This is a genomic window from Endozoicomonas sp. ALE010, from assembly GCF_049310165.1.
Classification (GTDB): domain Bacteria; phylum Pseudomonadota; class Gammaproteobacteria; order Pseudomonadales; family Endozoicomonadaceae; genus Endozoicomonas.
Genome location: NZ_JBLYNV010000009.1, coordinates 65,539 through 87,885, shown reverse-complemented (window position 1 = coordinate 87,885; position 22,347 = coordinate 65,539). Strand labels below are relative to the sequence as shown.

Here is a 22,347-nt window from a genome sequence, read left to right as displayed (position 1 = left end):
TCGGGGTCGCCTACTGGAAAGAGTTGTCTGGAGGGGGCTATTCCCGGTCAGCCTGCCGGGCATCCATCTCTTTTGATAACCATTGCATATATTGAGCCCGAGTTTCTGTCAGCTCATTCGGCAGGTGATGCCGGGCACCTTCCAGCCAGAGGACTTTGGGCGAGCGATATAGTTGCCCTAAAGCCTGAATGTTATAGGGGCCGTCCACTGTGGTGTCATCCGTGCCCTGAAGGATCAGCGGGCTTAACGGGATTTGCTCTTTGGATGACTCTATTGTTCGAATCCAGCGGTCTAAAGCAGAGACCCATTGTGTGGGTAACACGGTTGGTGCCAGTGGATCATTGTGCGCTCTGTTCAGGAAGTCTTCATCCCGACAGTTATCTTTGAATTGTCTGGGAATCTGGCGAATAAAAGGCCGGACCAGATAGAGCTGTAGTCGGCTGAGTTTCCATAACCAGGGCCGAACCAGTGGAGCAGACAGGATAACCTGATCAAAAGGCATCGGCGTGCCTTGCCTGGTATGGTGATGCAAAAGCTCGGTAATAATGGCACCCCCTGTACTCTGACCGTAGGCAAGCCATGGCCCGGGCAGCATTGACGTGCAGTACTGCATAACATCTGCCAGCACCAGGCGATAGTGTGCAAAGTCTTCAATGGTCGCTGGCTGGCCACTGGAAAGCCCGTGACCGGGAAGATCGTAGGCCAGAACGTTAAAGCCTTCTTCAATAAAGAAGCGGATAATATGCTCAAACAAGCCGACATGGTCATAGTAGCCATGGAGCAGAAATACCGAGCCTTTGGCTTCAGGTCGGGTATATAAGTGGCAGGCAATGCGGTATTCAGTGCTGTTTATATACCCCAGGCAATGCTGGACATCAGGGAGGCGCTTTTCCAGGTCAATGCGGTAATACTCAAAGTATGCCTGCTCGTGAGGATACGGAGTCAGGCCGTACGAGAGCGGGCGCATATCAGAGATAAGCTTAAGTTTGTCCATTAACTTTCTACAGGTACTTTCTGGAGGTCCTTTAAGGGAACTTCTATCTCTTTTCTGGCAACAATCTTTTCTTCAATGCCTTCGTCAGTTCGCTGACTTTCAATGAACTGGATAAGAATAATACCACGGTCGATCTTAACACCTTTGACAAACGTACTTTCAAGATGTTGGAAAAGAGGGTTGTTATACAGTACCGACTCACCTTCTTTGAAGCTGACGGAGTCTGGCTTTTCATCCGGAATGCGGCCATTGTATTTCCAGACAAATGCCTCAATCTGGTCGATCAGCTGCTCACCATCAGGTATCGGCCTGGGTAGTAGCTTGCCCATATCCTTTTCAGGAAGTCGCCCTTCGTTATATAGCTTTTGACTGATCTTATTAAACCGGACAACCTGGGCGATGCCCCGGGTTGAACGGATTTTGTGAAAAGAGGGAAGGGCGTCCTTGTCTAAGCGGATGAACAGATAGCCCGGAAACAGGGGAACGCGAGTGCTTTTTTCCTGAATGAGAGGACAATAGGCCTCAAAGCCCTGGTGCTCAAGGTTATCCCGGGCACGAACCTCTTCCCGGTTTTTGGCTTTCAGCAGATACCATCCCTGTTGCAAAGCCGCTTGTTCAGATGACATAACAAATCCTTTTGACGACGTTTACTGAAAATAACCAACGGTCAGGTAGAGTGCCATGAAGTGGTTCCCTGCAATGTGTGAACTTCATCATCAGACATTCAGCCAATTTGGCAAGTTGCCGGGCTGTCGTACAGTTAACATTGCCCTTATTTATTGAGGGCAGCACACGACAGTAGAAGTCAGTGTATGTGCTGAATACAAGAACTATGCCAGTAAAAAGCACATTAACGCAGGCCAGCAGTTGGTTTCTGCATTCAATAGAATCAGCTGATCTAAAGGTGTTCGACGAGAGCATTCTACAGGACTCAGTCACTCAGACAATACTCAATCAGCAGCAGAGTCCTTTATGGAAAGACTATTTTTTCAGGGAAGCAAGTAAACAAGGGGGGGAAAGGAAGGAAAAATACCGGAAGAACATAAATTGTCTTCCGGCTCTTTTGATCGACCGATCAGCACTTGGCTGCTACTTCGAGCATGGCTACTGCAGGCAGAACCTTGCCTTCGACAAATTCAAGGAAGGCACCGCCACCGGTGGAAATGTACGACACTTTATCTTTAATGCCGTACTTGTCGATAGCGGCCAGGGTATCGCCACCGCCAGCGATGGAGAATGCATCTGAGTTGGCAATGGCCATGGACAGTGAACGGGTACCCTCACCGAACTGGTCAAACTCGAAAACTCCCACCGGACCATTCCACAGGATGGTTTTTGCTGCCGTGAGAACGTCGGCAAACAGCTTCTGGGTTTCCGGGCCAACGTCAAAGATCATATCGTCATCTTCAACCTCATCCACCGACTTGATGATGGCGGTCTCGTTCTCATCGAATTTCTTACCGCAAACCACATCCACTGGCATCGGGATATCACACTTTTCCATCAGGGCTTTGGCCTGAGGGATCAGGTCTGCTTCGTAGAGGGACTTGCCCACATTTTTGCCAGCAGCTGCCAGGAAGGTGTTGGCGATACCGCCACCGACGATCAGCTGGTCACAAACGCCGGACAGCGACTCAAGCACGGTCAGCTTGGTAGAAACCTTGGAACCACCAACGATCGCCGTCATCGGACGCTCTGGTTTATCCATAGCCTTGCCCAGAGCCTCCAGCTCGGCCGCCAGCAGTGGACCGGCACAGGCAACAGCGGCAAACTTGCCAACACCATGGGTGGAAGCCTGGGCGCGGTGTGCAGTGCCGAAAGCATCCATCACATAAATATCGCACAGGGCGGCCATTTTGCGGGACAGGGCTTCGTCGTCTTTCTTTTCGCCGACGTTGAAACGGCAGTTTTCCAGAATAACCAGCTCTCCGGCTGCCACGTCAAAACCAAAGTCAACCCAGTCTTTGACCAGGCGAACTTCCTTACCCAGCAGGTTGCCAATGTAGTCTGCTACTGGCTTCAGGGAGAACTGCTCTTCATACTCACCTTCAGTCGGGCGACCCAGGTGAGAGGTCACCATGACGTGAGCACCGGCTGCCAGAGCCTGCTCGATGGTTGGCAGAGACGCCAGAATACGGGCGTCACTGGTGACCTTGCCGTCTTTTACCGGAACATTCAGGTCTTCACGGATCAGCACGCGTTTGCCTGCCAGATCCAGGTCGGTCATTGTTAAAACGTTCATTGGGAGCCCTCTTGATATTCACTGATGGCTGAGTTTCTCAGAGGTAAGCATTGTTTAAGTAGCTGGCCATATTTCATATGGTTAGCTACTTATTAATACCTGCCTGGAAGAAATTGCCTGGGGAATAGCGAAAAAACGTCGGGGACAATAGCACATAAATGACACTTCAGGTATGCATTGATACGCTCTTATGACCTGAATCAAACGGTGATCCAAGAGTTTCCAAAGGGTCACAAAATTTATCGTGGATGTTGTTTGAAAACGTTAATGGTGCGGGGATAGCTGGTGACAACTTATGGCGTTTCAGGATCTCAGACTTTACAGGATACCAACACTCAGCTTCCACCAAAGTAAAAGGCAGGTATCGGCGATAAAGCAAATTTCTGCGGGATTACCCGGTGATCTGATGTGAGTACGGCAATTATCTCGGGTTTCATCATTGGGGATGGTTGAAATTACCAGTTTATTCACTTTTTGTTGAACTTTTTGTGCTTTGGGAACTCTAATGCTGCTGTGTTTGACTCAGTCTATTAATAACAACTTATCAGACCAAGGGAGTGATAACGATGTTACGTGCTGACTTTTCTTCCCCCTCAACGACGTCAGCTTTTACAGCCGCCTCTGGAAATTCTGATGGATTTTCTGATGAAAAAAAACATACACAGGCCACAAACATAAAATTTGGCGATAGATTCAGAACCATTTGCCCTGTGTTTTCTAAACCTCTTTTAGATCAGGTCAATTTGGAAATAAATAATGATGATAGATATTTCTGTTCGGAGCTTGTCAATAATTTTCTGGACGGTCATCGTGGAGTAAGATATATAAATTCAAGCAATATATTTGAAAGTCTGGATTTTACTATTAATTCTGAAAATCCTTTATTCACCGCCCGTTTATGCTTTGAAATGCCAATTCAGTTTGATGAAAATAGTCATTTGATGAACAAGGAGGTATTTCAGGCCAGCTTGACTACTTCATCGGTTGCAATCCGGGCTCTATGCTCAGAAGCATTGGATAAAATGGCCGATGAATTTCAGTGGCGGGATCGTTCGGTAAACGTTGTGGGTATTTACCTCATTCGTTACCCGTTAATTCCCTCAAGGGGGATAAAAGGTATGCACTGGCATAAAGATCCCGGCAAAAAAAGTATGGTCGTTCAATTGAATGACAATACCAACGCAACCAAAACGGGTGTGAAGTATTCAGGAGGCGGGCTTAATATTGGCAAAAAGTCACCTGGTTCAAAAGTAACATTCCCTGTTAAAGGCACTGTAGAGAATTATCCTTATGGCCCTAATGACGAAGAAATCGGGAATGCCGGGTATATGTTTTCCAATGATCAAGGTGATCTGATTCACCAGCCTGAGGATATCGTATACCATAGCGAAAATAGTGACGATCTGGCAGAAAAACGCATCATAGTGGTATTAGTTGACGATTAAGGAATTCGAAAAGAGCCAAAAGTACGTTATTCAGGGACAATTCCTAGGAGCCTGTCGGACTTAAGCGTCCGTCTAGGCGACCCCGTAGCGAGGATTGCGAGAAATTGAGGATAAAAATTTCTGCTTCTGAGGAGAATAGCGGGGCTATTTGACGAAGAAGCAGGAATTTTTAGACCAATTTATCGCAACCGCACGACTGCATGGATGCAGGAGTTAGAGCAACGCAGGAGCAGTTGCCGCGTAGGACAGTCTTAAGTCCGACAGGCTCCTAGCCAGTAACCCGCAACATCCAGCATCCGATTGGCAAAGCCCCATTCATTGTCAAACCAGCATAGTAGCCTGACCAGACGATTGGCAGAAACCTGGGTTTGTGTACCATCAACGATGCAAGAGCGGGCATCATGGTTAAAATCCACTGAGGCGTGGGGCTCGTTGGTCATACCCAGTATCCCTTCAAGACGACCAGAGGTGGCCTGTTCCAGAATATGATTGATTTCTGCTGCTGAGGTGTTTCTGCTGACCTGAACTGTCAGGTCAATACAGGAAACATTAATGGTGGGAACCCGCACGGCACTGGCTGTAAATCGCCCCCTGAGTTCAGGCAGCAAACGGTTAATGCCTTTGGCAAGGCCTGTATCAACCGGGATGATGGAGTGCAGGGCGCTGCGGGTCAGACGCAGGTCGTTTTGATGATAGGCATCAATAACCGGTTGATCATTCATGGCGGAATGGATGGTGGTCATGGAGCCATAGTCAATCCCGAGGGCGTCGTTTAACGTTTTGAGCACAGGCACAATGCAGTTAGTGGTACAGGATGCACTGGAAACAATACAGTGCCTGGCGTTTAACTGCTGTTCATTGATACCGTAAACGATGGTTGCATCCACGTCCGGTTTTGCTGGCTGGGAAAAGAGCAGACGGGAAGCTCCCCGTTCAATATGAAGATTTGCGGTAGCCCGATCATTAAACGAGCCTGAGCATTCCAGTAGCAGGTCGATGTTCAGGTCTTGCCAGTTGATTTCCTGTGGATCTGGCTGGTTAAACACCCGAATGCGGTCATCGCCGATAAACAGGTGGCTATCGTCTGCCAACACCCGGCCCGGAAAACGGCCATGGGTTGTATCATAGCGGGTCAGGTAGGTCAGCGTGTCAATATTGGCCAGCTCATTGATGGCGACCACTTCCATACCATGCACAGGATGATCACGAAAGCCATTTTCATAGAGTGCACGCAGCACGCACTGGCCGATTCGCCCATACCCGTTAATGGCCACCCTGTATGTCATCGTTTGTTTGTTTCCAGCGGTTGTTAGCGCTGGGCATTGTACCGGAAAATATCAGGAATGTGACCAGTCTCTGAGCGCCTGCCCCAAGTTTCAGCACACAATTATTCTTTTTTTTATAAATGAAACTTTTAAACATTCACTCAATCTAAGGGGGCATTATTAATAGAATTAAGGAATATATCTTATGATCTCCGGTAACCCAATACCGGCTCAAAATGGCTTGGGCACTGCTCAAGATGATCCGGCATCTACTGGTTCTGGCAGCTGGCTGGGGCGCGCTATTAACGTACTTAAAGCGGTGACCTGTTTTGTCTCGGGAGTAGCTGCTGTGGTTGCCCTGTCCACTGGCTTCTATATTGCGGCTGCGGTATGCGGGGCGATTTTCGCGGTGTCCGGATTATCCCTGCTGTTTGGCAATAGTCATAATAACATGGAACCATCAGGGGAAAGCCTACAGTCGCTGTCAGATGATCCTGATGATACAGGCGCAGTCGAACTGTGTAGCACTGATCAGTCAGAACCGGTCAGTCAGGTGGTCACCCGCAAGACCCATACTCCGTCCGATTATACGACAAGCACTGTTTACAGGGGCGCGTCGACACCGGTGAAGACAATGAGTCCGCCGACGGTTAATGTCAGTACCAGTAATGGCAGGGGCCTCCTGCCCAAGGCTGAACTGCTGAGGTGTCACAGTACACTGGACGATGGGATCAGAAATGTCCATGTGGCTCTTGATGCCATGAGGCTGTATAGTTTATCAGCCGACAGCCCGTCACTTTACAGGAAGCACATAGATACTCTTAGAACTGATGAACCATTTGATGAAAATTTATTTTTGCTTATGGCAAAACGTTTAAAGGCGGATAAATCGGTTATTGATGGTCACCAGCAACTGGATAAGGCGGTCAAGATTGATTTGCTGGAGAAACTGGTTGAACAGCAGAAGGATGTGCCCAAAGTGCAGCTGGGGCATGTTAAAACTCAAATGGTCAATCTGGAAAACCTTAAAGAAGACCTGCAACGCCACTCCCCGTTACTCAACATTAGTTCAATACCTGATCCGGTACCAGAAAGTAACGTGTCACATATGAAGCGTCATGTGGATGCCCTGGATTCAGTGTTGGCCAACATTAGAAAGCGCTCGCTTGCTGACCTTATCGACGCTGATGACTCATTGCATGAACGGTTGTCAGAAGCGGATGCAGCGATTAAAAAATGTCGAAATATTTTAAATGGGACTGATCGTAAATATTATTGAAGCGGGCCATTTCAGGAACCCTGAAATAGCCTGTTTGAACAAAAATCACGGCTGCCATGGGGAAGGGTGTGCCATACCGAAAAATATCACATGTGGTCAATCCCCTGGTATTCCTCCAACCGGGGCTTGTTGCAGTAATATTTATTTTTTTCATAAATGAAACTTTTTAACAGGTGCGCACTCTAAAAAGGGAATTCTAAGACAATAAAGGAATATACTTTATGATCTCTGGAGCCCCGATAACCCCCCAAAATAGCTTGGGAGCTGCTCAAAATGATCCGGCATCTACTGGTTCTGGCAGCTGGCTTGGTCGCACTATTAAGGTTCTTAAAGGGGTGACTTGTTTTGTCTCGGGAGTTGCCGCTGTGGCTGCCCTGGCTACTGGTTTTTATGTTGTGGCTGCGGTATGCGGGGCGATTTTCGCTGTATCCGGGTTATCCCTGCTGTTTGGCAAAAGTCATAATGATGTGGAACCATCAGGGGCAAGCCCACAGTCACCGTCAGATGATCCTGATGATTCAGGCGCGGTCGAACTGTGTAGCACTGATCAGTCAGAACCGGTCAGTCAGGTTGAACTGTGTAGCACTGACCAGTCAGAACCGGTCAGTCAGGTGGCCACCCACAAGACGCATACTCCTGCCGATCCTTTGACAAACCCGGTTTACGGGGGCTCGTCGGCACCGTTGCAGCCAGTGAATCCGCCGACGGTTAATGTCAGCACCAATAATGGCATGGGCCTGCTGTCCACAACTGAACTGTTAAGGTGTGGCAGTGAGCTGAACGATGTGATCAGAAATGTCCGATTTGTTCTTGAGGCCATGAGGATGAATAGCTTGACAGGGCTCAGTGGTTCTGATTACAGGCAACGAATAGGTGATCTCAGGGCCAGTGAACCATTTGATGAAAATTTATTTCTGCTTCTGGCAAAAAATTTAAAAGTAGAGAAATCGGTTATTGATAGTCACCAGCAAACGGATAAGGCTGTCAAGATTGAGTTGCTGGAGAAACTGGTTGAACAGCAGGAGGAAGGATTACAAGCGCAGTTGCAGCATGCTAACACTCACATGGTCAATCTGGAAAACCTTGAAAAAGACCTGAAACGCTATTCCCTGGTACGCAGGATTATTTCCATACCCGATCCGGTCCCAGAAAATGAAGTGGCACAAATGAATTGTCACTTGGATGCTCTGGATACACTGTTGGCCGAAATTAGAAAGTGCTCGCCGCCTGGTTGCTTTATCGACTCCGATGGTTTTTTGCAGAGACGGTTGTCAGAAGCGGATGCAGTGATTAAGAAATGTCGAAATATTTTAAACGGGACTGATCGTAAATATTAATGAAGTGGGCTATTTCTGGGATCCTGAAATAGCCTGTTTGAACAAAAATCACGGCTTTCATGGGGAAGGCCGTTCTATACCGAAAAATACACCAATGTGGTTAATCCCTTGGTATTCCTCCAATCGGGGCTGTTCAGGTAAACAATTATTTTTTTCATAAATGAAACTTTTTAACAGCTGCACACTCTAATAAGGAAATTCTAATGCAATAAAGGAATATTTTATGATCTCTGGAAACCCTGCAACCCCGCCAAATAGCTTGGGAGCTGCTCAAAATGATCCGGCATCTCCTGATTCTGGCTCTTGGAAGGGGCGAGCGATCAAGGTACTTAAGGCAGTGGGTCTTTTTGTCTCGGGGGTAGTCGCTTTGCCTGTCGTGATTCTGGCTACAGGCGTTTATCTTGTGGCAACGTTATTGGGGGCAGTTTTCGTTGTGCCAGCAATACCCTCGCTGTTTGATAATATTATTCAAGCTGAGGATGCTTCAGAGTCCGATTCACAATCACCGACAGATGATGGTGATAAAGAAGAAGTTCTCGGCTATATTGGTACTTGCCCGATAACACGTAACTCTACTTACGAAAGTGTCTCTGGTCATTTCAGAGAGGAGATGTTTTACCGGAACCCTTCGGATCCGGTTAATACAACGAGGTCAGAGAGGGGCAATGAAATCCCCGGTAATCGCTATAAACCGGGTTTAGCTGACCTGGAGATGTGTAAGATTAAATTGCGCCTCGGGCAAGCAGAAGTTAATACAGTTCTTAGTCTCATATTTTACCATTGCTTAAAAGACTGTCGCGATCTGACTCATCCCAGGGAACAATTGGATATTCTAAAAGTTAAAGAACCATTTGATGACAAGCTCTTTCTGGAATTGGCACAAATTTTACGCGTAGAGCAATCGATTATTAATGGTCACCAGCGTATTGATAAATCTGAAAAGATTGCGTTGTTAGAAAGGGCGTATAAACAGCTGGCGGAAGTGCCTGAGTTGCAACGGAATAGTATTTGTAAACTAAAGGAGGATTTCGAGAACATTAATCAGAACCTGCATGCCTTTGTTCTACCAGACAGTTTAATTAGCGAATCTGATGCGGTTTCAGATATTGATATAGCAACAATGAAGGAGCATGTGGATGCTTTTGATGCGCTATTATCCCGCATTGACAAAAGTGCCATTGCTGAACTGATCCGGGCTGATGAAAAACTGAAACGCAGGATGTCAAAAGCAGCTGAAGCTGTCCAGAAATGTAGAAATATTCTTCACAAACCACACCGTAAATGGTCGTGAGTGGTCTATTTCAGTATCCCTGAACCAGAGAAAGTTCAGGGACCAATTCTCGGACAGCCTCCCAGGCATTCCTCCAGCCGGGGCTTGTTCCAGCAGCAATTATTTTTTTTCATAAATAAAACTTTTTAACAGCTGCACACTCTAATTAGGGCATTCTAAAGGAATATAATTTATGATCTCTGAAGCCCCGATGCCCCCCCCAAATAGCTTGGGATCTGCTCAAGATGATCCGGCATCTACTGGTTCTGGCCGCTGGCTTGGTCGCGCTATTAAAGCACTTAAAGCAGTGACCTGTTTTGTCTCGGGAGTAGCCGCTGTGGCTGCCCTGTCCACTGGCTTCTATGTTCTGGCTGCGGTATGTGGCGCGATTTTCGCGGTGTCCGGATTATCCCTGCTGTTTGGCAATAGTCACCATAACGTGGATCCATCAGGGGCAAGCCTGCAGTCATTGTCAGATGATCCTGATGATACAGGCGCAGTCGAACTGTGTAGCACAGATCAGTCAGAACCGCTCAGTCAGTTGGCCACCCACAAGACCCATACTCCTGCCAATTATACGACAAGCTCGGTTTACAGGGGCGCGCCGACACCGGTTAGACCGGGTTTAGCTGATCTGGAGACGTGTAAGCTCGAATTGTGCCGCGGGCAAGGAAAAGTTGGTATTGTTCTTAATCACCTATTTATCCATTGCTTAACAAACGCTCCCGACCTGTTTAATCCCAGGAAACAATTGGATATTCTAAAAACTAAAGAACCATTTGATGACAAGCTCTTTCTGGAATTGGCACAACTTTTACGCGTAGACCAATCGATTATTAATGGTCACCAGCGTATTGATAAATCTGAAAAGATTGCGTTGTTAGAAAGGGAGTATCAACAGCTGAAGGATGTGACTAAGGTGCAACAGGATCACACTCTTAAACTAATGGCGGATCTCGATAACATTAAACATAACCTGAAATCCTTTGTTCTACCAGACAGGTCAATTCGCGTACCAGATCCGGTTTCAGATATTGAGAGAGCAATAATGAAGGAGCATCTGGATGCTTTTGATTCGCTGTTATCCCGCATTGACAAAAGTGCCATTGCTGGACTGATCCGGGCGGATGAAAAACTGCAACGCAAGATGTCAAAAGCAGCTAAAGCTGTTCAGAAATGTAGAAATATTTTTGCACAAACCACACCGTAAATGTGAGTGAGTGGGCTATTTCAGCGTCCCTGAACCAGATAAAGTTCAGGGACAATTTTCGGACAGCCTTAACCTACCGTTACAGGCGCTTCTATTTCTCCTTCTTTCTTTACCAACGACAGTGAAGCGATAGAGAGTATTCCGCAACCAGCCATCACCGCTGCCATGGGAATGGCTGTTCCATCATGCAGGTAACCAACCAAAGCAGAGGCAATCCCCCCCATGGTAAAACGCAGTGCGCCTGCCAGGGCATTTGCTGTTCCTGCCGATTTGGGGAAGTGGGCCAGGGCCAGGGCGTTGGAGTTAGGACCCGTCAAGCCAATACAGGCGATATAGCAGGCAATCGGGATCATCAGTCCGGGCAGGCTGCCAAAGCCGGTAACCGTGTTTAGCAGGAGCAAAAGTGCAGAGACCGCTGCGATCAGGCTGCCTGAGCGCAGAATCGTAAACAGTTTGAACTGCTCAACCAGGCGGATATTCACCATATTGGTGATCCCCATGGCCAGGATGTTAATGGCAAAGAACAGCCCATACTGTTCAGCGGGGATGCCAAACAGCTCAATGTAGACGAAGGGAGAGCCGGAAATAAACGCAAACATGCCACCAAAGAAAAAAGCATGGCAGAGAATACAGCCAATGGCTTCCCGGTTTTTCAGGATGTTGGCGTAGTTCAGTGCCAGTTGTACTGGCGACACCATAAGCCGGTCTTCAGCTGGCAATGTCTCCTTAACCCGGAAAAAGGCCAGAATTAATGACAGGCAGGCGGTTATCGCCAGAAAGATAAACAGGCTCTGCCAGCCAAAGAACTTGAGAATCTGCCCGCCCAACAGTGGCGCAGCCAAGGGTGCCACGGTCATGACCATGAGAATGGAGGACAGTGCTTTGGCTACCTGTTCCCTGGGGAACAGATCCCGGATCATGGCCGGAATCGTCACCATAATGGCCGCTCCGGCCATCGCCTGCAGTACCCGGACAATAATCAGCTGGGTGGCGCTGGTACACAGGGCGGCCAGAATATTGGTCAGGATATAGAAGATGATGCCCGGGAACATGACCGTTCTCCGGCCGAACCGGTCCGATAACGGGCCACACACCAGCTGGCTTATGGCAAAGCCAATGGTATAGGCACTCAGCGTGTACTGTATCCGGCTTAATGGCTCCCCCATGCTCTTTGCGATGGTGGGCATGGCGGGCAGGTAGAGGTCAATGGCCAACGGCCCAAGTGCTGTTAGCGCCCCCAGGGTCAGAATCAGGAACAAGCGCTCGCCCCGGTTCTCTGTTGTTACCAGATGAGTTGACGTTGTCATTTTTCAGGCTCATATTTTCGGGCAGCCGGGAGTTTGGGTTTCAAGAGGTTTTTGTCCCGAAATGGCGGTGGCTGCATTTATATAAAAATTGTCTGACTTAACAGCCGAACCGCTGTAGCACTTTGAGAAATGCACGACACTGGTTTATTGTTTATGAGGGAACGTCTTGTCCGCTAAAGCAATGGTTGGTAACGGACAGGTAACGGCATCAATTTATAGTTTATACGGCTATAAATAATTCTTTCATAAAAGCATTAAGCGATAAATAGAAAAGTACACTTGTATAAATAGTACTTACCATGCATTTACTGCCGGTCGCTTCTCTGGTGATAATTTTTCTGCCGCCACGTTCCTGTGATTCGGGTGCTGGAAGTGATTGAAGCTCATGCGATAGCCGCAGCTTAATTGGATTTCACCGGTTGCAAGACATTGGTATGGCGTATTTTCCGCCAGTAACTCTTCTGGTCGCCGGGCATTAAAACCGATCAGATCCCAGCAGCCAGGGTTCAGCTGTTTCAGCAGTATGGTGACAATCGGTGAGTTGGCCAGATCAAGGTTGGTGGCAAAACTGACGTATGAGCTGTTTTTATGCGGTGTGATATGGATGGTGGCATAGCGGTTACCCCGAATCGCATTCAGGGAGTAACCACAGGGGGTAAACAGCCAGTCGCTCAGGGCAAAGTCCGGAAACAGCCTGTTCAGTTTAAGCAAACGACGGATGTCTTTAATCGTCTGGTGCTCACAGCGCAGGCTGTCAGCATTCTCCCCCCGGATATGGTACATCAGCAGTTCGCTGGTGGTGTCATCAAGCGCTGGTCCATAGGGCTTGTCCAGATGGAATACAAAGCTATGATGGCCATCCGGATAGCCCAGACGAAAGGCACAGCCGGGCACACGCTGGCTCAGTCGGTCAACGTCGTCCATAAAGGAAGTCTTCTGAAGATGGGGCTGGTACTCATTTTTGCGCTGGAATCGGGCGCAGCGGATATGCTCCAGAGGCGTCTGTTCAAAGAAGTAGAGGGCTGCATCCACCAGGGTAGTGGTGCCACAGGTAAGCATCAGAAACCGGTCATGCCAGACGAACAGGCTGGATTCCGATAATAGATAAGCGTCACAGTGTTCGTTGCTGAGAATGGTCAGGATGTCGGCCCGGGCTCTGGCCACCATCTGTGCCCAGAAGCTTCTGCCCAGGGTCCTCAGGGAAATCCATTCCGGGCTGGTGACGATCTCTATTTTCTTTTCCGAGCCTTCAAAAAACATCACGGCAGGCTCCCTCCGATAAACTCCAGGTAGGTGTAGCCCCGGAGCCCTGATTCCAGTTCCGCCAGTATGGCCCGCTGTTGTCCTGGTGGCAGGTTTTCCCTGACCAGCTGCCGGTAGGTGCGAAGAAAGCTTTCCGGCTGCAGGTTGACATAACGCATCACCTTTTCCACGGTATCGCCCGCCTGGTAACCGGTGACTTCCACTTCTCCCTGCCCATTGATGTGGACCGAGGCCACATCGGTATCCCCGAACAGGTTATGCATATTCCCCAGAATTTCCTGGTAGGCACCCACCATGAAAATACCGATCAGGAACGGGTCTGCCGGTTGCCATTGAGGCACTGGCAGGGTGGTTTCTATGCCCTGGCCGTCTACGTACTGATTAATGACGCCGTCGGAGTCACAGGTGATATCCAGCATTACTGCCCGGCGGCTTGGCGGGCGATCCAGACCGGACAGGGGCATGACCGGAAAGATCTGATCAATACCCCAGGCATCGGGCAGGGATTGAAACAGGGAGAAGTTCACATAGAACTTGTCTGCCAGTTTGTCACTGAGTTCATCAATCAGCGGGCGATGGGCCCGGATGTGGGGGGAGAGCCGGGCTTTCAGTTCATGGCAGAGTCGCAGGCTGGTGTTTTCTGCCCAGGCCCGGTGCTCAAGCCCCAACAGTCCCATGGCAAACTGGGTGTGGACTTCTGCCAGGTCAGCCTGGCTGTTGTGATAAATCTCGGTCAGGGTGCGTTCACCCCGGCTATGACTCAGGTCTTGCCAGGAACTCCACATATTATGCAGCAGAAGGGGGGCATCCGCGCTGGGTGGTGTCAGTACTTCCGGTTCATAGCTTTCCACCCCCAGGATATCGGTGATCAGCACCGCGTGGTGTGCCACCAGGTGTCGGCCCGACTCGGAAATAATACCCGGAACCGGCAGGTCGTACTGCTGGCAGATATCGCCCAGGGTGAAGACGATATTGTTGGCGTACTCCTGCAGGCTGTAGTTCATGGAGCAGGAACTCTGACTGCGAGAACCTTCGTAATCCACCGCCAGGCCGCCGCCCACATCAACAAACCGGATCGGCAAGCCCATACGGTGCAACTGGGCATAAAGGCGGCCACATTCACTGACACCCTTGCGCACATCCTGGATATTGGCGATCTGGGAACCCAGGTGGAAGTGCAGGAGCTGCAAAGACTCCTGTTGCCGGGCCTGCTTTAACCGTTCCACCGCAAGGAGTACCTGGCTGGCGCAAAGACCGAACTTGGATTTTTCCCCACCACTGGCCTGCCACTTGCCTTTGCCCTGAAAAGCCAGACGTACCCGAAGGCCCAGACGGGGCTGAACACCCAGGCTGGCCGCTTCACTGAGCACCATGTCCAGTTCGGTGAGCTTTTCCAGAACAATAAAAACCTGATGACCCAGCTTTTCCCCGATCAGGGCCAGGCGAATATACTCCCGGTCTTTGTAGCCGTTACAGATAATCACTGAGCTGGCCCGTTTGGCCAGGGCCAGAACCGCCAGCAGTTCCGGTTTGCTACCCGATTCCAGGCCCAGCTGTGGCTGTTTGCCGGAGGACTGACTGTTCAAAATATCTTCCACCACCGTCCGCTGCTGGTTGACCTTGACCGGGTAAACGGCCAGGTATCGATGGTTGTAACCGTAATCACGGATGGCCCGGTTAAAGGCGTGGCACAGATTATCCAGACGCTGATGGATAATCTGCGGAAAACGCACCAGCACCGGCAGGGATACGCCCTGACGGTTCAGCTGACTGGCAATGGTACTCAGTTCAACCGGTGGCGTGCCCTTGATATTGACCGTGACATGACCCTGATCGTTCAAATCAAAATGATTCTGGCTCCAGAAACGGATGTTATAGGTGGAGCGTGCCTGATCAAGGTTCCACCCGTCGCGATCCTTAGTGCCAGAATATTGCGGATCTCTGGCGGTTAACGCTTCAGTCCCATCGCTGCTCCCGGCTGGTGTTGTGTTCGTTAACTCTGTTTTTTTCGCCATTACCTGCCTTAACCCCCGGGAGGCTGCCTTACTGCTTTACGCCATTGCTTCTGAAATAGCTGTTTCAATGTAACGGGGCAGGGCGAAAGCTGCCTGATGGACCGATGGAGTATAGTAGCGCGTGGTAATACCGCTGAGGGCAAACCTTGCTTCGAGTTCGACCAGGGGGATATGGCGGGCTTTAAGGTCATCGGTGCCCCAGGCAAAGGTCATGATGCCACAGGCGTAGGTGGGAACGGCGGCGCTGTAAAAATGCAGGTCCGATACATAGCTGGCCAGGCGATGGGCGGTGGTTGTTACCTCATTCAACTGCATAAACGGTACTCCGTTTTGGGCAACGAAAATGCCTTTATCAGTCAGCAGTCGTTTGCATCCCCGGTAAAATTCAGAGGAGAACAAGACTTCCCCCGGACCGATAGGGTCGGTGCAGTCAGAGATAATCACATCGAAGCTATGGTCGGCGATCCCGTGGTTGTTGACGAACCGGACGCCATCCTCAATCACCAGGTTAACTCTCGGGTCATCATAGGCCCCGGCACAATGGTTCGGCAGCCACTGGCGGCAGAGATCGACCACAGCCCGGTCAATTTCCACCATGGTGACCTGTTCAATGGATTGATGCCGGAGTACTTCCCTGAGCATACCGCCATCGCCACCGCCAATAATCAGTACGCGCTTTACCTTGCCATGGGCCAGGATGGGCACATGGGTCAGCATTTCATGGTAGATAAACTCGTCTTTTTCGGTGGTTTGAATCACGCCGTCCAGGGCCATGATGCGGCCAAAGAACCGGTTCTCAAAGATGATCAGATGCTGGTGTTCGGTGTGATCTTCAAACAGCAGCCGGTCAATCGAAAAATTCTGTCCATAGCCTGAATACAGTGTTTCCTGATAGGTATCTTCGCAGTGCATTGTTGCCAATCCTGTCGATAAATAAAAAGAACCGCAAATACTCGTTGTATGCCGATGAATCTGTTGAATATTGGACCAATAGCCAAATGATTGGCAGCGGGCCTGATGGGTAAAAGATTGTTCACGGGTATGGACTTTCTTCCGTGTTGCCGCAAGGCCCGCTCAGGGAAAATAAGACGACATTGTCAGATTGAAATGTTTTATTTTAAAAAAGCTGAATTAAACCTGCATGGATATCGGATGGCAAGTTGGGATAGTGAGGAAAAAAAGGCCAATAGTGCAGATGGTCGTTTTCAACGATGAGAGGACAGCCATCCCTTTACCGGGATGGCTGAATGGATTTAACCGAGCAGTTCTTCGGCAATTCCCACGATATTGTCAACAGTAAAGCCAAAGTATGGGAACAGGTCTTCTGCCGGGGCGGACTCACCGTAGGTGGTCATGCCGATGATGCGCCCATCCAGGCCAACGTACTTGTACCAGAAGTCAGCAGCAGCGGCTTCAATCGCAATACGTGCAGGCACTTCCAGGGGCAGAACGGACTGTTTGTACTCAGCATCCTGGGCATCAAACACATCCGTGGATGGCATGGAGACCAAACGTACTTTATGTCCCTGGGCAGAGAGAGCAGCCTCGGCGTTCATAGCCAGTTCTACTTCTGAGCCGGTAGCTATCAGAATCAGCTCAGGCGTACCTTCACACTCTTTCAGGATGTAACCACCCCGTTCAACCCGGGCAATCTGTTCATCGGTTCTGGCCATGCATGGCAGGCCCTGGCGGGAGAAGATCAGGGCACTGGGGCCATCAACACGTTCGATGGCATGTTTCCAGGCGACGGCAGATTCTACCGTGTCACATGGACGCCATGCATTCATGTTCGGTGTCATGCGCAGGCTGGCGATTTGCTCGATAGGCTGGTGGGTTGGACCATCTTCACCCAGGCCGATGGAGTCGTGGGTGTAGACCAGGATTGAGCGCTGTTTCATCAGCGCGGCCATACGGACGGCGTTGCAGGCGTATTCCATAAAGACCAGGAAGGTTGCGCCGTAAGGAATGAAACCACCGTGCAGGGCAATACCGCTCATCATGGCGGTCATGCCGAATTCACGGACGCCGTAAAACAGGTAGTTGCCATCAGCATCGTCACGCTTGATGCCTTTGGAGCCGCTCCACAGGGTCAGGTTGGAGCCCGCCAGGTCTGCCGAACCGCCAAGCAGTTCCGGGAGGAGCGGACCGTAAGCGTTCAGGGTGTTCTGGGAGGCCTTACGGCTGGCGATCTTTTCACCTTCCTGTTGGCAGGACTTGATATAAGCCGATGCCTTTTCGGCAAAGTCAGCGGGCAGATCACCTTTCTGGCGACGGGTAAATTCTGCCGCAAGCTCCGGGTATTCGGCCTGATAGGCTGCGAACTTTTCATTCCAGGCGGTTTCTATGGCGGCACCGGCTGCTGTGGCATTCCACTGGTTGTAGATGTCAGCAGGCACTTCAAACGGTGCATGCTGCCAGCCGAGACGCTCGCGGGTCAGCTTGATTTCATCATCGCCTAACGGCGCGCCGTGGCACTCCTCTTTACCGGCTTTGTTGGGTGAACCAAAGCCGATAATGGTTTTACAGCAGATCAGCGTGGGTTTGTCCTGTTCGGCGCGGGCGGCTTCAATGGCGGCTTTGATCGCTTCAGGGTCGTGACCGTCAACCGCCGGAATGACATGCCAGTTGTAAGCTTCAAAGCGCTTGACGGTGTCGTCGGTGAACCAGCCTTCCACTTCACCATCAATGGAGATGCCGTTGTCATCGTAAAATGCCACCAGTTTGCCCAGGCCCAGGGTGCCCGCCAGGGAGCAAACTTCATGGGAGATACCCTCCATCATGCAGCCATCACCCATAAAGACGTAGGTATGGTGGTCAACAATATCGTGCCCAGGCTTGTTGAACTGAGCGGCCAGTGCCTTCTCGGCGGCGGCCATACCAACGGCATTGGCGATGCCCTGGCCCAGGGGACCGGTGGTGGTTTCAATGCCCGGTGCATAACCATACTCGGGATGGCCTGCCGTTTTGGAGTGCAGCTGACGGAAGTTTTTCAGGTCATCAGTGCCCAGATCGTACCCGGTCAGGTGCAGCAGGGAATAGATCAGCATGGAACCATGGCCATTGGACAACACAAAACGGTCACGATCCACCCACTCTGGATTGGCGGGGTTGTGATTCAGATAGTCGCGCCACAGCACTTCAGCAATATCAGCCATCCCCATGGGGGCACCGGGATGACCGGATTTGGCTTTTTGTACGGCGTCCATGCTGAGGGCGCGAATGGCATTGGCAAGCTCACGACGTGAGGACATGGGAATCTTTGCTCCTGGGAATCCAGTCTGGTTAAATTCGCGCGCTAGTTTAGCGAAACCGGCAGCATTCTTCATCCATATTGGTTTACTGACTAGATGCAGAGAAATAATCTGCTATTACTGTCTGTGAGATTGAAAACAACAGGTGAGATGGAAAACAAGGCAGGCCTATTAATGAAGTGATTGAAACGTTGAACTATCATCGGTGCGTGGTGTCACATATGTACGTGTTTTGTACGTTGAATTCCGGAGGCTTTATGAGCCCCTTAACTGGTACCCAACCGCTCCCCAGGGATAGTTTTACCACGCCAGAATCAAAGAAGGAGAAGGCTGTCGATAAGAGAGCCATGTCGATAGAGTCAAAGCAATCCTTGCCACAGAGTAACCAGAGAGGGCTGTCAGATTACAATATCAAGGTTGACGGTAAAAGAAATGCCATAACTGTCGGTGCAGAAGGAAAAATGCACGACGAATACTGTGCAAAATGCCGGATGGCCGCTGACCAGCAGAATAACTCCAATACCTGTGTCAGTAAAAAGGAAGTGATGCATGACTACCGCCAGGATGGCATCTGGTCCTGGGGTCTGAATGGCGTGAACATTGCAGGTTATCCTCAGTGTCCTGTGCCTGGTTGTGCAGGCCATATTCCGGAAGGCGCAATGCTGATCGGTAAGCACTGGAGATAAAGACAGGCTTCATAATCCGGGCATCAGTTGGTCAGCCTCCTAGAGTTCCGTTCGCTCATGGTAATGTCTGCCCAAATGCTTGATGGCGATCAGCCACAGGGCAATGGCCAGTATAAAAGCCCCTGCCAGCCAGGACATGGCAAGGCTGAGGGAGCCAAAAAGGGTAATTAAAATCTGTTGAAAAAAAGAGCTGCCTGACTTGCCAACCCGAGTCACCACTAACTCAATAGCTGCTTTTCCCTTGTACTTTCGCTCAGCATCAAGAGGTACGAAAGTGATCTCTTTGGTGGCATCAAACAGCGTATATTTTGCCGACTTGCCAAGGGCATGGCAGTACATGCCGATCTGCAAGCCGATCATGGTCAGATCCATATAACAAATACCGAAAAAGCTGACCTGTGATTTCTGAAACATGGCCAGGAGAAAAAAAGGCAGGGCCGTGGCTGTCAGAATAATGGGGGTTGCGAAAGCCGCTGCCCACCAGCTGATCTTCAGCAGGGTTGGCGTTAGCAGACCACAGATAAGACTGCCTATGCCGCTGATCATGGCCACCTTGCCCATAAACATCGAGTAGTCTGCCTCGCAGGGGTACAGCTGCACCAGCTGGCTTTTCCAGGCCAGCTCAACCATGTTAATGGCGATGCAATAAGCCAGCATAACCAGCGCAATGCTGGCCAGGTACGGGCAGCGCAACAGGTATCGTGCGCTGGCCAGCAACGGCAGGTTGGTTGGGGTGTGTGTCTTCCCGCTGGCGCTACCTGTGAGGTTGTTCGAAGTTAAGCGGTAGCAGTATTCATTGAGCAGCAGAATCAACAGCCCGAAAAGCACGAACAGAAGTGATAAGATCTCCAGGCTCTCCTGCCAGCCTGAATCCGGGGCCATAACTCCCCTGGAAACGCAGTAGTAAAGCATAGGGCCGGAAATAATGGATGCGCTGCTGCCGATCATGGTGATCAGGGGATATTGCCGGGTGGCACTCTGGGCATTGTGGAAATCATTGACGGCTGTCCAGAAGAGGGTGCAGATCACCGCCGATCCCCAGAGTTCCGCCACGGCAAAGAACAGCGTCAGGGGCCAGTAATAGACCATGCCGACAATAAATTGCAGGTTTTCATGGATGAGTGGGGACAGCAGGGCAAGCGCTGCGGTGGGGGCGAAAGACTCCAGGTTTGGATGGATCACCATGGAAAACAACGGCATCCAGATCAGAAAAGGGATTAATGCAACGGCAAACAGGGTACGTTTACTGAGCCGGTTAGCCAGAAAGCTGTAGGTGATTAAAAAAATAAAAGCGACAGGCATGACAACGATCAACTTGATGAAGGGAATGGCTTCCGCACCAAGCCGGGTTATGAGCAATGACTCTTTCAGGTTCCAGAGTATGTCAAAGTTGAAGGTGCAACAGGACAGCATGGCAATTTGCAGATAAAGCATCGAATTGGAATTACCAGCAACGTTTCTGGATGAATTTTTAGTCATATACCGCGTGTTTCCTACCTCCCGTTATTGCTTCCAGATACTGATGCTCAGCAGGCTGTTGTCATTCAGGCACAGAAAGTGCTGGATAAATATAGTGCAGAGATTGGATTTCTTGTGTCTATTGATTGTATATAAAAATATTTTGATATAGATTTTGGCTCTTGCTAAACTTCCCCCTTCGAATATCCCGGTAAATGAGTCAATGATTTACTGTGCTTAAGTGATTGGAAAGGATGACGTGTGTTGACGGATGCTTTTGAGCAGCTGGCCACGGTGAGCAAAGCCAGTGGCGATGTTCTGAGATTACAGATTCTGAGGGTCTTGAGCACAGAGTCTCTCGGTGTGCTGGAGCTGAGCGGTGTGTTTGCCATGCGTCAGCCAGCCATGAGCCATCATTTGAAGGTTTTGTCTCAGGCCGGGTTAGTCTCAACCCGCAAAGAAGGCAACACGGTTTTCTACCGTCGGGCACTGCCCACATCGGCAGGTCATCTTGAAGGGGTTGTCCGCTCATTGTTTCAGGCGGTGGATGGTATACCGCTACCTCAAGATCTTGCCGAACAGCTTCAGGCCATTCGCCTGCAGCGGGCGGAACTGTCCCAGGCATTTTTTGCCCGCAATAGCGAAGAATTCCGTCAGCACCAGGAGTTGATTGCCGAGCACCAGCTCTATGCTGAAACGGTGGCAGACCTTATTGAGACTACCGACTTTCCTGAACAGAGCCTGGCCCTGGAGCTTGGTCCCGGTGAGGGAAACTTTCTGCCAATACTCGCCTCTGTGTTCAAGCTGGTTTACGCACTGGATAACTCGGAAAAAATGCTGAGTTACTCCCGGGCGCTGGCCAAACAGCAAGGCATTGGCAATGTCACTTTTGTTCATGGCGAGATCCAGTCGCTGAGCAACATGACCAGCGCCTTTGACTGTATCGTCATCAATATGGTGCTGCATCATGTTCCCAGTCCGGCGGACATCTTTAACTGGTCTTCCCGGCTATTGAAGCCTGGTGGGAGCCTGTTTATCAGTGAACTCAGCCATCATGACCAGGACTGGGTTCGGGAGTCCTGTGGTGATCTGTGGCTTGGTTTCAGTGCCAGTGAGTTGGCTCAATGGGCGGATAAAGCGGGATTAATCAGCGGTGAATCCCAGTATCTGGGGTTACGCAATGGTTTTCAGATCCAGGTCCGACGTTTCTTCCTTGCCGGATAAACGATGACCTGGTTAACGCCTCAATTGAACGTATTTTATGAGCAGATGGTTTCATGAAATCAAAGAGGCGCACTCAATTTTTTCAAGAGGGTAAAACGGCT

General features: G+C 50.1%; 17 protein-coding genes. 7 read left to right on the top strand and 10 right to left on the bottom strand.

Translation table 11 applies throughout. From position 1 onward, the window contains the following. Positions 1 to 37: 37 nt before the first annotated feature. From ACO6UY_RS06280 to ACO6UY_RS06270, 3 genes are all read right to left on the bottom strand, one after another. Positions 38 to 994 (bottom strand): alpha/beta hydrolase, encoded by a 957-nt coding sequence (locus ACO6UY_RS06280; RefSeq protein WP_422449658.1) that lies wholly within the window; start codon positions 992 to 994, stop codon positions 38 to 40. Then, positions 994 to 1,620 carry a transcription termination/antitermination NusG family protein gene (locus ACO6UY_RS06275; protein WP_422449659.1) on the bottom strand — a complete coding sequence of 209 codons (627 nt, stop codon included), beginning with the start codon at positions 1,618 to 1,620 and terminating at the stop codon, positions 994 to 996. Before ACO6UY_RS06275 ends, ACO6UY_RS06280 begins: the two co-directional genes overlap by 1 nt. Positions 1,621 to 2,069: 449 nt before the next feature. Then, the gene (locus ACO6UY_RS06270; protein WP_422489394.1) at positions 2,070 to 3,236 is read right to left on the bottom strand and encodes a phosphoglycerate kinase; all 1,167 of its coding nucleotides are present in this window, start codon (positions 3,234 to 3,236) and stop codon (positions 2,070 to 2,072) included. Between the two features lie 566 nt (positions 3,237 to 3,802). On the opposite strand from ACO6UY_RS06270, the gene ACO6UY_RS06265 reads away from it, so the two are divergent. Continuing rightward, positions 3,803 to 4,681, top strand: coding sequence for a hypothetical protein (locus ACO6UY_RS06265; RefSeq protein ID WP_422449661.1), 879 nt, complete (start codon positions 3,803 to 3,805; stop codon positions 4,679 to 4,681). Positions 4,682 to 4,932: 251 nt separating this feature from the next. Here the strand turns inward: ACO6UY_RS06265 and ACO6UY_RS06260 are convergent, their stop codons facing one another. Then, the gene (locus ACO6UY_RS06260; protein WP_422466393.1) at positions 4,933 to 5,967 is read right to left on the bottom strand and encodes a type I glyceraldehyde-3-phosphate dehydrogenase; all 1,035 of its coding nucleotides are present in this window, start codon (positions 5,965 to 5,967) and stop codon (positions 4,933 to 4,935) included. Between the two features lie 184 nt (positions 5,968 to 6,151). On the opposite strand from ACO6UY_RS06260, the gene ACO6UY_RS06255 reads away from it, so the two are divergent. From ACO6UY_RS06255 to ACO6UY_RS06240, 4 genes are all read left to right on the top strand, one after another. Beyond that, positions 6,152 to 7,225, top strand: coding sequence for a hypothetical protein (locus tag ACO6UY_RS06255; protein ID WP_422466391.1), 1,074 nt, complete (start codon positions 6,152 to 6,154; stop codon positions 7,223 to 7,225). Positions 7,226 to 7,446: 221 nt separating this feature from the next. Further along, a complete protein-coding gene (locus ACO6UY_RS06250) occupies positions 7,447 to 8,562 on the top strand; it encodes a hypothetical protein (protein WP_422449664.1) in 1,116 nt (371 codons plus the stop codon). 223 nt (positions 8,563 to 8,785) lie between these two features. After that, positions 8,786 to 9,853 carry a hypothetical protein gene (locus tag ACO6UY_RS06245; RefSeq protein ID WP_422466389.1) on the top strand — a complete coding sequence of 356 codons (1,068 nt, stop codon included), beginning with the start codon at positions 8,786 to 8,788 and terminating at the stop codon, positions 9,851 to 9,853. Positions 9,854 to 10,025: 172 nt separating this feature from the next. Further along, positions 10,026 to 11,042, top strand: a complete 1,017-nt coding sequence (locus tag ACO6UY_RS06240) for a hypothetical protein (RefSeq protein WP_422449666.1) — start codon at positions 10,026 to 10,028, stop codon at positions 11,040 to 11,042. Between the two features lie 68 nt (positions 11,043 to 11,110). Here the strand turns inward: ACO6UY_RS06240 and ACO6UY_RS06235 are convergent, their stop codons facing one another. The 5 genes from ACO6UY_RS06235 to tkt all read right to left on the bottom strand — a co-directional run bounded on the left by ACO6UY_RS06235 (position 11,111) and on the right by tkt (position 18,878). Then, a complete protein-coding gene (locus ACO6UY_RS06235; protein ID WP_422449667.1) occupies positions 11,111 to 12,349 on the bottom strand; it encodes a Bcr/CflA family multidrug efflux MFS transporter in 1,239 nt (412 codons plus the stop codon). A 294-nt stretch (positions 12,350 to 12,643) separates the two neighbouring features. Further along, complete coding sequence (locus ACO6UY_RS06230; protein WP_422450536.1) at positions 12,644 to 13,609, bottom strand: adenosylmethionine decarboxylase; 966 nt, start codon at positions 13,607 to 13,609, stop codon at positions 12,644 to 12,646. Then, on the bottom strand, positions 13,609 to 15,627 hold the full coding sequence (gene speA / locus ACO6UY_RS06225; protein WP_422449668.1) for a biosynthetic arginine decarboxylase: 2,019 nt from the start codon (positions 15,625 to 15,627) through the stop codon (positions 13,609 to 13,611). Before speA ends, ACO6UY_RS06230 begins: the two co-directional genes overlap by 1 nt. Positions 15,628 to 15,663: 36 nt before the next feature. Beyond that, entirely contained in the window at positions 15,664 to 16,539 is an 876-nt protein-coding gene (gene speE, locus ACO6UY_RS06220; protein WP_422449669.1) for a polyamine aminopropyltransferase, read from the bottom strand. A gap of 341 nt (positions 16,540 to 16,880) precedes the next feature. Next, positions 16,881 to 18,878, bottom strand: coding sequence for a transketolase (gene tkt, locus ACO6UY_RS06215; RefSeq protein WP_422489392.1), 1,998 nt, complete (start codon positions 18,876 to 18,878; stop codon positions 16,881 to 16,883). Between the two features lie 257 nt (positions 18,879 to 19,135). On the opposite strand from tkt, the gene ACO6UY_RS06210 reads away from it, so the two are divergent. Further along, entirely contained in the window at positions 19,136 to 19,564 is a 429-nt protein-coding gene (locus ACO6UY_RS06210; RefSeq protein ID WP_422449671.1) for a hypothetical protein, read from the top strand. Positions 19,565 to 19,603: 39 nt separating this feature from the next. Here ACO6UY_RS06210 and ACO6UY_RS06205 read toward each other — a convergent pair whose 3' ends face one another. Further along, positions 19,604 to 21,043, bottom strand: coding sequence for an Npt1/Npt2 family nucleotide transporter (locus ACO6UY_RS06205; RefSeq protein ID WP_422489390.1), 1,440 nt, complete (start codon positions 21,041 to 21,043; stop codon positions 19,604 to 19,606). A 240-nt stretch (positions 21,044 to 21,283) separates the two neighbouring features. On the opposite strand from ACO6UY_RS06205, the gene ACO6UY_RS06200 reads away from it, so the two are divergent. After that, positions 21,284 to 22,246 carry an ArsR/SmtB family transcription factor gene (locus ACO6UY_RS06200; RefSeq protein ID WP_422449673.1) on the top strand — a complete coding sequence of 321 codons (963 nt, stop codon included), beginning with the start codon at positions 21,284 to 21,286 and terminating at the stop codon, positions 22,244 to 22,246. The last annotated feature ends 101 nt before the right edge of the window (positions 22,247 to 22,347 follow it).

What these genes read in the sequence shown, in the direction of transcription:
- ACO6UY_RS06275 (WP_422449659.1), bottom strand. Translation starts at nt 1,620, where the DNA reads ATGTCATCTGAACAAGCGGCTTTGCAACAGGGATGGTATCTGCTGAAA.
- ACO6UY_RS06280 (WP_422449658.1), bottom strand. Translation starts at nt 994, where the DNA reads ATGGACAAACTTAAGCTTATCTCTGATATGCGCCCGCTCTCGTACGGC.
- ACO6UY_RS06240 (WP_422449666.1), top strand. Translation starts at nt 10,026, where the DNA reads ATGATCTCTGAAGCCCCGATGCCCCCCCCAAATAGCTTGGGATCTGCT.
- tkt (WP_422489392.1), bottom strand. Translation starts at nt 18,878, where the DNA reads ATGTCCTCACGTCGTGAGCTTGCCAATGCCATTCGCGCCCTCAGCATG.
- ACO6UY_RS06230 (WP_422450536.1), bottom strand. Translation starts at nt 13,609, where the DNA reads ATGTTTTTTGAAGGCTCGGAAAAGAAAATAGAGATCGTCACCAGCCCG.
- ACO6UY_RS06210 (WP_422449671.1), top strand. Translation starts at nt 19,136, where the DNA reads ATGAGCCCCTTAACTGGTACCCAACCGCTCCCCAGGGATAGTTTTACC.
- ACO6UY_RS06265 (WP_422449661.1), top strand. Translation starts at nt 3,803, where the DNA reads ATGTTACGTGCTGACTTTTCTTCCCCCTCAACGACGTCAGCTTTTACA.
- ACO6UY_RS06260 (WP_422466393.1), bottom strand. Translation starts at nt 5,967, where the DNA reads ATGACATACAGGGTGGCCATTAACGGGTATGGGCGAATCGGCCAGTGC.
- ACO6UY_RS06245 (WP_422466389.1), top strand. Translation starts at nt 8,786, where the DNA reads ATGATCTCTGGAAACCCTGCAACCCCGCCAAATAGCTTGGGAGCTGCT.
- speE (WP_422449669.1), bottom strand. Translation starts at nt 16,539, where the DNA reads ATGCACTGCGAAGATACCTATCAGGAAACACTGTATTCAGGCTATGGA.
- ACO6UY_RS06235 (WP_422449667.1), bottom strand. Translation starts at nt 12,349, where the DNA reads ATGACAACGTCAACTCATCTGGTAACAACAGAGAACCGGGGCGAGCGC.
- ACO6UY_RS06250 (WP_422449664.1), top strand. Translation starts at nt 7,447, where the DNA reads ATGATCTCTGGAGCCCCGATAACCCCCCAAAATAGCTTGGGAGCTGCT.
- ACO6UY_RS06255 (WP_422466391.1), top strand. Translation starts at nt 6,152, where the DNA reads ATGATCTCCGGTAACCCAATACCGGCTCAAAATGGCTTGGGCACTGCT.
- ACO6UY_RS06270 (WP_422489394.1), bottom strand. Translation starts at nt 3,236, where the DNA reads ATGAACGTTTTAACAATGACCGACCTGGATCTGGCAGGCAAACGCGTG.
- speA (WP_422449668.1), bottom strand. Translation starts at nt 15,627, where the DNA reads ATGGCGAAAAAAACAGAGTTAACGAACACAACACCAGCCGGGAGCAGC.
- ACO6UY_RS06205 (WP_422489390.1), bottom strand. Translation starts at nt 21,043, where the DNA reads ATGACTAAAAATTCATCCAGAAACGTTGCTGGTAATTCCAATTCGATG.